Raw genomic sequence first — 8395 nt, 5'->3', positions numbered from 1 at the left:
TTACATCATTCAAAAATTAACGTCCATAATAAAGAAGATGGGGTAGAATTTTCATTTTTTCTAAAAAAATTCCAAAATATATTAAAAAGTTCACAGTAAATACACATTGCTAGGGTAAATTAATATCAAGATAATTTATTACATATTGGAGGCAATAAAATATGGGATATTATGACGAAACAGATTTAAGAAATGAAAACAATGATCATCAAAACAATCATAAACGATATAACAAAGGCAGAAGAGGCGGATCACACGTATTAACTGGTTTTATTGGTGCTGTAATTGGAGCAGTTACGATTTCACTTGTTTCTCCAAATTTAATTAATACGACAAATGAATCAGAACTTGGTAATGAAAACCAAACTCCAGCACAAGTAATTAACGTCTCTCGTGAAGATGTTACTTCAACAATTCAAACTGCTCGTAAATTTGTAGTAGGTGTGAATAATTATCAATCTTCAAATCCTTTTTCAATGGACACTCAGGAGGCTGGTTCTGGCTCAGGGGTAATCTATAAAAAGGTTGGAAATAAAGCATTAGTTGCAACAAATAATCATGTTGTGTCAGGTGCAAAACAACTAAAGGTAAAAATGGCAGATGGTAAATTAGTAGATGCAAAACTAGTTGGAACTGATGAATTATTAGATCTAGCTGTCGTTGCAATTGATGCAAAATATGTGACAAATGTTGCTAATTTAGGAGATTCTGAAAAAATTAATGTTGGTGAAACAGCAATCGCAATAGGGAATCCACTTGGATTTTTAGAAAGTACTGTAACACAAGGTATTGTAAGTAGTAAAGCACGTGAAATCCCACAAGATATTGATGGTGATGGAGTTGCCGATTACCAAACGCAAGTTATTCAAACAGATGCAGCAATTAATCCAGGTAATAGTGGTGGTGCATTAATTAACGCTAAGGGTGAGTTAATCGGTATTAACTCGAGTAAAATAGCAGAGCAATCAGTTGAAGGGATTGGTTTTGCAATTCCAATTAATATAGCAAAACCGGTTTTTGACCAGCTAGAAAAATTCGGCGAAGTAACACGTCCAGTAATGGGAGTAGGGTTAAAAGCTTTAGAAGAAATTCCACAATTTAATATTGAAGAATCTCTAAAATTACCTGAATCTGTTACGAGAGGTGCAGTAGTAACTCATGTGGATCCAGGTACTCCTGCTGCGAAAGTGGGATTACAACAATTAGACGTCATTGTCGAATTAGATGATCAACCAATTGAAGATGTAATTGCAATTAGAGAATACTTATATTCTCATAAAAAAGTCGGCGATAAATTAAAAGTAACTTTCTACCGAGATGGTAAAAAACAAGATTTATCTTTAACGCTAGCATCAAGTAATTGACAGGTAATTTTTTACAAAATATGATGAATATATAACGAATAAGCGAAGAGATTGCTCTTTTCGCTTATTTATGTAAATGAAAGGGTGATTAGATAATGAGTAAATACCCATCTAGAGAAGAAATAGGCCAAATTCTAAAGAACAGTAAAGTAATTGCAGTTGTTGGACTTTCAGCGGATTCCTCTAAAACGTCTTACATGGTAAGTAAAGCAATGCAAGACGCTGGTTATAAAATTATCCCAGTCAATCCTACTGTTGACACTGTGTTAGGAGAAAAAGCAGTACCAAGTTTATTAGATATTAAAGAAAAAGTAGATATTGTAAATGTTTTTAGAAGACCTGAGCATTTATTGCCAGTTGCAGAGGATTTTTTAAAAATAGATTGTGATGTGTTCTTTGCACAACTAGGAATAGAAAATGAAGAAGCATATGACCTACTAAAAGCAAATGGAAAAACCGTTATTATGAATCGTTGTATTAAAGTAGAACATGCTATGACAAGATAGAACGAAAACTCACTGTAACCCAGTGAGTTTTTAGTTTCTAAAGAGTAAATACGATAATATTAGAAAGATTAAAAAATTTTAACTATTTAGAAAAATAACGATAAAAAAAGGACAATTTAACTATTTTTTTCTTCAACGACTTGTAAGTTAGCGAAAAAACCATTAACATGAACGATTAGAAGAAACATTTTAATCCGGTATATGATATAATGGAACGGATGTTCTTATGTAAGGTGTAATATGGAAAGGAGAAATGGTGTTGGCAAAGAATGAAACAGCATATAACGAAGATGCGATACAGGTACTGGAAGGTTTAGAAGCAGTACGTAAACGTCCAGGAATGTACATTGGTAGCACAGATAGTAGAGGTCTACACCATTTAGTTTACGAGATCGTAGATAATTCCGTAGATGAAGCGTTAGCTGGTCACGGAACTCAAATAGATGTGATTATACATAAAGATAATAGCTTAACTGTAAGAGACCATGGCCGAGGAATGCCAACTGGAATGCATAAAATGGGTAAACCTACCCCTGAAGTTATTTTAACTGTTCTGCATGCTGGTGGAAAATTCGGACAAGGCGGCTATAAAACAAGTGGTGGTTTACACGGTGTTGGTGCATCAGTTGTAAATGCATTATCAGAATGGCTTGTTGTAGAAATCCATCGTGAAGGATCCATTTTCAAACAGCGATTTGAAAATGGTGGTAAAGCAGTTACTTCATTAGAAATCATTGGAAAATCAAAAAAAACTGGTACGACGATTTCATTTAAACCAGACCCAACAATATTTAGTACAACTAACTATAATTTTGATACGCTATGTGAGCGTTTAAGAGAATCTGCATTCCTACTAAAAGGATTAAAAATTACAATTAAAGATGAACGTCACGATGCTTTCGAAGAGTTTTATTATGAAAACGGTATCGAAGCGTTTGTTAGCTACTTAAATGAAGGAAAAGAAACAATCCATCCGGTTGTATTCTTCGATGGCATTCAAAATAAAATCGAAGTTGAATTTTCTTTTCAGTTCAATGATGGTTACTCAGAAACAATGCTATCTTTTGTAAACAACGTTCGTACAAAAGATGGAGGGACTCACGAGGTTGGTGCAAAAACTGCACTTACTAGAGCGTTTAATGAGTACGCTAGAAAAGTAAATATCTTAAAAGAAAAAGATAAAAACCTTGAAGGCGCGGATATTCGTGAAGGATTAGCGGCAATCGTTTCAGTTAGAATTCCAGAAGAGCTACTTCAATTCGAAGGACAAACGAAAGGGAAGCTAGGAACTAGTGAAGCGAGATCTGCTGTAGACTCGGTTGTTTCTGATCAACTTGCATATTTCTTAGAAGAAAATCCAGATATTGCAACTTCGCTTGTGCGAAAAGCAGTAAAGGCATTTCAAGCAAGAGAAGCAGCTAGAAAAGCACGTGAAGAAGCGAGAAGTGGCAAAAAAAGAAAACGTTCTGAAACTTCATTAAGCGGAAAGTTAACGCCTGCCCAATCCCGAAATCCTCAAAAAAATGAGCTATACCTAGTTGAGGGTGACTCAGCAGGTGGTAGTGCGAAGCAAGGTCGAGATCGTCGTTTTCAAGCGATTCTACCTTTACGTGGAAAAGTTATCAATACAGAAAAAGCCAAACTTGCGGATATCATGAAAAATGAAGAGATTAATACAATCATTCATGCAATTGGTGCAGGAGTAGGCTCTGACTTTGATATAGATGATGTGAATTATGACAAAATTGTCATCATGACCGATGCAGATACAGATGGAGCACATATTCAAGTACTTTTACTGACTTTCTTTTATCGCTATATGAAACCTCTAGTAGAAGCAGGTAAGGTTTACATCGCGCTTCCACCTTTATATAAAGTGAGCAAAGGTTCAGGTAAAAAAGAAGTAATTGAATATGCATGGTCTGAAGTAGACTTACAAGATGCAATTAAGAAGGTTGGTAAAGGATATACTTTACAACGATATAAAGGTCTTGGTGAGATGAATGCCGATCAACTTTGGGATACAACTATGGACCCAGTTACGCGAACGCTCATTCGTGTGAAAATAGACGATGCGGCTAGAGCAGATCGCCGAGTCACTACGTTAATGGGTGATAAAGTTGAGCCTAGACGAAAATGGATTGAATCGAATGTTGTGTTTGATTTGGATGAAGAAGATAAAATTTTAAATAACGAACAAGTTGAGGTTGAATCAGAAGGGAGCGAAGACTGATGGTATCATCAGAAAAGTTATATAATATCCCTTTAGAAGATATATTAGGTGATCGTTTTGGACGATACAGTAAATACATTATTCAAGAACGTGCATTGCCTGATGCTAGAGATGGCTTAAAGCCAGTTCAAAGACGTATTTTATACTCAATGTTTTATGAAGGAAACTTACAAGACAAGCCTTACCGTAAATCAGCAAAAACTGTCGGTAATGTAATCGGTAATTACCACCCTCATGGTGACACATCAGTATATGATGCAATGGTACGCCTAAGCCAAGATTGGAAATTAAGAAATGTATTAGTTCAAATGCATGGTAATAACGGAAGTATTGATGGGGATCCGCCAGCTGCTATGCGTTATACCGAAGCTAGATTATCAGCGATTGCTAGTGAACTTTTACGTGATATTGATAAAGAAACAGTTGAATTTGTTCCAAACTTTGATGACACAAGTATGGAACCGGTTGTTCTTCCTTCAATGTTCCCTAATTTATTAGTAAATGGAAGCACAGGGATCTCTGCAGGTTATGCGACAGAAATACCTTCTCATCATCTTGGGGAGGTAATTGATGCGACAATTATGAGAATTGATCGTAAAAATTGCTCTGTTGATGATCTGATGACTGTTATTCATGGTCCAGATTTCCCAACTGGTGGGATTATTCAAGGTGTCGATGGCATTAAAAAAGCGTATGAAACAGGTAAAGGTAAAATTATCATTCGAAGCCGTGTTCATACTGAAGATATACGTGGTGGGAAACAAGCATTAATTATTACTGAAATTCCTGCTGAGGTAAATAAAGCGAATTTAGTTAAAAAGATAGATGAAGTCCGACTTGATCGAAAAGTTGATGGCATTACAGAGGTTCGTGATGAGACTGATCGCACAGGACTACGTATTGTTATCGAATTGAAAAAAGATGCGAATAATGAAGCCATTTTAAATTATTTATATAAAAATACTGAACTTCAAATTCCATATAACTTTAATATGGTTGCAATTTACAATCGTACGCCAAAGCAAATGTCATTACCGGCTATTTTAGACGCGTATATTGAGCACCAAAAAGAAGTTATTACGAATCGATCAAAGTATGATTTGCGAAAAGCAAAAGCTAGAGCACATGTAGTAGAAGGGTTAATGAAGGCTTTATCTATACTTGATCAAGTTATTTCGACAATTCGTTCTGCAAACGATAAGCGTGATGCTAAAGATAAATTAATTGCTCAATATAGCTTTACGGAACAGCAAGCTGAAGCAATTGTGATGTTACAGTTATATCGATTAACGAATACAGATATCACTGCACTTCAAGAAGAAGCAGCTGAGTTAAACAAGAAAATAGAACAATTAGAAACAATTTTAAATAGTGAATCAAAGCTTTTATCAGTTATTAAAACTGATTTAAAGAAAATTAAACAAACATATGCTGATAATAGACGTTCTTCAATCGAAGGTGAAATTGAAGAAATTAAAATCTTACGTGAAGACATTATTGCACAAGAAGATGTCGTTATCACCGTTACAAGTGAAGGATATGTTAAACGTACAACTCCAAGGTCATATTCTGCCTCAAATGGTAAGGATTATGGAATGAAAGAAGGAGATCGTTTAATTTATCAAAAAGAAAGTACAACGACAGATACTTTAATCTTGTTTACTTCAAAAGGGAATTATTTATATTTACCAATACATGAAATGCAAGATATCAGATGGAAAGACATGGGCCAACATATAGCCAATATCATTCCAATTGAACGTGATGAAGCAATTCTTTCTGCAACGATTGTAAATAATTTTGAAGAGAATAAAGATTTTATATTATTTGTTACGAAAAATGGTATTGTGAAACGTACAAGTATTAGCCAATTAAAGGTTCAGAGATATTCTAAACCACTTGTAGGAATGTCGATCAAGAATGATGATGCATTAATTTATGCAGGTGTTTCCGGTGAGACAGACCGCGTTTTATTAGCAACAAGTAATGGCTACACACTGTTATTTAAAGTTGATGAAATTAGTGTCCAAGGTCTAAGAGCTGGTGGCGTTAAAGGAATTAACTTAAAAGATCAAGATTATGTCGTTTCAGCTGATATCGTTTCAGAAACAGTAAAAGATATTTTCTGTGCCACTCATCGAGCAGCGGTAAAGAAAATGAAATTAGATACAATACCTCAAAGTTCACGAGGAACTAGAGGTGCGAAAATCATCAGAGATTTGAAAAATAATCCACACCAGTTAATTGGTGTTTATACAATTAACGAGAATGATATGTTTGCAATTTTAAGTAAATCAGGTCAATTTGAAATGGTCGACCCAACAGGAATTCGTCATAGTGATCAATATAGTAATGGCTCATTTATAATGGATACAGATGAAGCAGGAGAAATTAAAACAATCATTCGCTACAAAAAAGAAGAAAATAACTAAAAAAATGCCTATTCCATAAATTTGGAATAGGTTTTTTTGTCGGAAAATGTCATATGCAAGAAAGATAATTCATTCTGAGCAAAATACATGTATATAGCGAATAAATATGGCATTTAATCGGCTAGCAAATTAAAGAAAAAAGGAGATTTCTGACTATAAAGTGGTAATATATTCCTAAAATAACAAGTAATCGACAGAATTGTCGAAATATTTTGAACCAAAAGAACTTGTTTAATACAAAAATTTCGCTTACTATTTTCTTAAGTATTTGAAATTTTCTAAAAAATAAGTTATTAAGGGGGAAGTACATAATGGTTTTTAAAAAAGGTTTTGCAATTTTAACATCTGCATCATTAGTAGCGGGTATTTTAGCTGGTTGTAACAACGGCGGTGAGAAGGATGGAAATACAGTTATTAAAATTGCAACAAATACACCACTTTCTGGTAATAATGCAATTTTAGGTGATTCAATTAAATTAGGTGCTCAATTAGCATTAGAGGATCAAAAGGCTGCATTTAAAAAATTAGGCTTTGATTTGAAGCTTGTTCCTTATGATGATCAAGGGGATCCAAAGAAAGGTGTAGCAAATGCTGAACAATTAGGTGCTGATAAAGCAATTTTAGGTGTTGTTGGTCACTTAAACTCAGGTGTTGCGATTCCATCTTCAGTAAAATATGAAAAAGATCATCTTGTAATGGTATCACCTTCAAATACTGCTAACGAAGTAACAGATCGTGGATTAAGCGTAGTAAACCGTATCTGTGCTCGTGATGATTTCCAAGGACCTGCTGGAGCAGATTTCGCAGTCAATACTTTAAAAGCTAAAAAAATCTTTATCATTCAAGATAAAACTGCTTATGGTACTGGTTTAGCAAATGAATTTAAAGCTGCTGCTGAGCAATTAGGTGCTGAAATTTTAGGTGAAGAAGGTATTTCTGTTGGAGATAAAGACTTTAACGGAGTATTGAATAACGTAAAAGCAAAAAAACCTGATTTAGTATTCTTCGGTGGACTATACGCAGAAGGTGGAATTCTGTTAAAACAAGCTCGTGATAAAGAATTAAATATGCCATTCATGGGTGGAGATGGAATGGACTCTTCTGGCTTAGTAGACATCGCTGGAGATGCTGTTAAAAACTTCTACTACACTTCAGTAGCTGGAGATACATTAAAAACTGATAACGGTAAAAAATTCGCAGAAGACTATAAAGCGAAATTCAACAAAAACATTGAGTCTTTCTCTTCTTACGGATATGATTCAGCTGGAGTATTATTAGAAGGTTTAAAAGACGCAATTGAAAATAGCGATGGTAAAACTCCATCTCGTAAAGATGTAGCTGCTGCTGTTCGTGCAATTCAAGATTATAAAGGTGTAGTAACAGAAGTTGGCTTTGACGATAAAGGGGACAACAAATTCGCTAAAGTATTCATCTATACATTTAAAGAAGCTAAATACCCTGGTACTCAAGTAGGCGAAGTTACTAAATAATTAGTAAAGCTAGCGCCTTAAAATACCTCCGATCAGCCGAAAGCAATGAAGTATTGCAAACGACGATGAAGGTTGAAGGATGTTAGTGAAAGAAAAGAGTATCTCGTAAATCGTGATACTCTTTTTCTCTAAATATCGTAAAAAACATGTCAGTTTTTGGAAATCGAAATAACGAATATTACTATCTATAGGAGGGTACGTACATGAATGAAATAATCCATACATTGCCTCAAGTATTAATTGATGGTCTTGTCTTAGGGGCTGTTTATGCAATTGTTGCACTAGGATACACAATGGTTTATGGAATACTTGAATTAATTAACTTTGCTCATGGTGAAATATTTATGGCAGGTGCATTTATTGGTACAGC

General features: G+C 34.6%; 6 protein-coding genes. All 6 read left to right on the top strand.

Features of this window, described 5'->3' with window-relative positions; translation table 11 throughout:
• Positions 1-161 precede the first annotated feature (161 nt).
• The gene (locus V7056_RS15745; RefSeq protein ID WP_499703377.1) at positions 162-1364 is read left to right on the top strand and encodes a S1C family serine protease; all 1203 of its coding nucleotides are present in this window, start codon (positions 162-164) and stop codon (positions 1362-1364) included.
• A 95-nt stretch (positions 1365-1459) separates the two neighbouring features.
• On the top strand, positions 1460-1870 hold the full coding sequence (locus V7056_RS15740; protein WP_499703376.1) for a CoA-binding protein: 411 nt from the start codon (positions 1460-1462) through the stop codon (positions 1868-1870).
• 259 nt (positions 1871-2129) lie between these two features.
• Positions 2130-4103, top strand: coding sequence for a DNA topoisomerase IV subunit B (gene parE, locus V7056_RS15735; protein WP_499703375.1), 1974 nt, complete (start codon positions 2130-2132; stop codon positions 4101-4103).
• Positions 4103-6535, top strand: a complete 2433-nt coding sequence (gene parC / locus V7056_RS15730) for a DNA topoisomerase IV subunit A (RefSeq protein ID WP_499703374.1) — start codon at positions 4103-4105, stop codon at positions 6533-6535. Before parE ends, parC begins: the two co-directional genes overlap by 1 nt.
• 311 nt (positions 6536-6846) lie before the next feature.
• Positions 6847-8025, top strand: a complete 1179-nt coding sequence (locus V7056_RS15725; protein WP_499703373.1) for a branched-chain amino acid ABC transporter substrate-binding protein — start codon at positions 6847-6849, stop codon at positions 8023-8025.
• Positions 8026-8228: 203 nt separating this feature from the next.
• Positions 8229-8395: ABC transporter permease subunit (locus V7056_RS15720; RefSeq protein WP_499703378.1), on the top strand; the 167-nt coding region annotated here is incomplete at its 3' end.

The sequence above is a fragment of the Bacillus sp. JJ664 genome (assembly GCF_036962205.1).
Taxonomy (GTDB): Bacteria; Bacillota; Bacilli; order Bacillales; family Bacillaceae_G; genus Gottfriedia.
The sequence above is the reverse complement of the archived record's forward strand: the minus strand, read 5'-3'. Positions and strand labels throughout refer to the sequence as shown.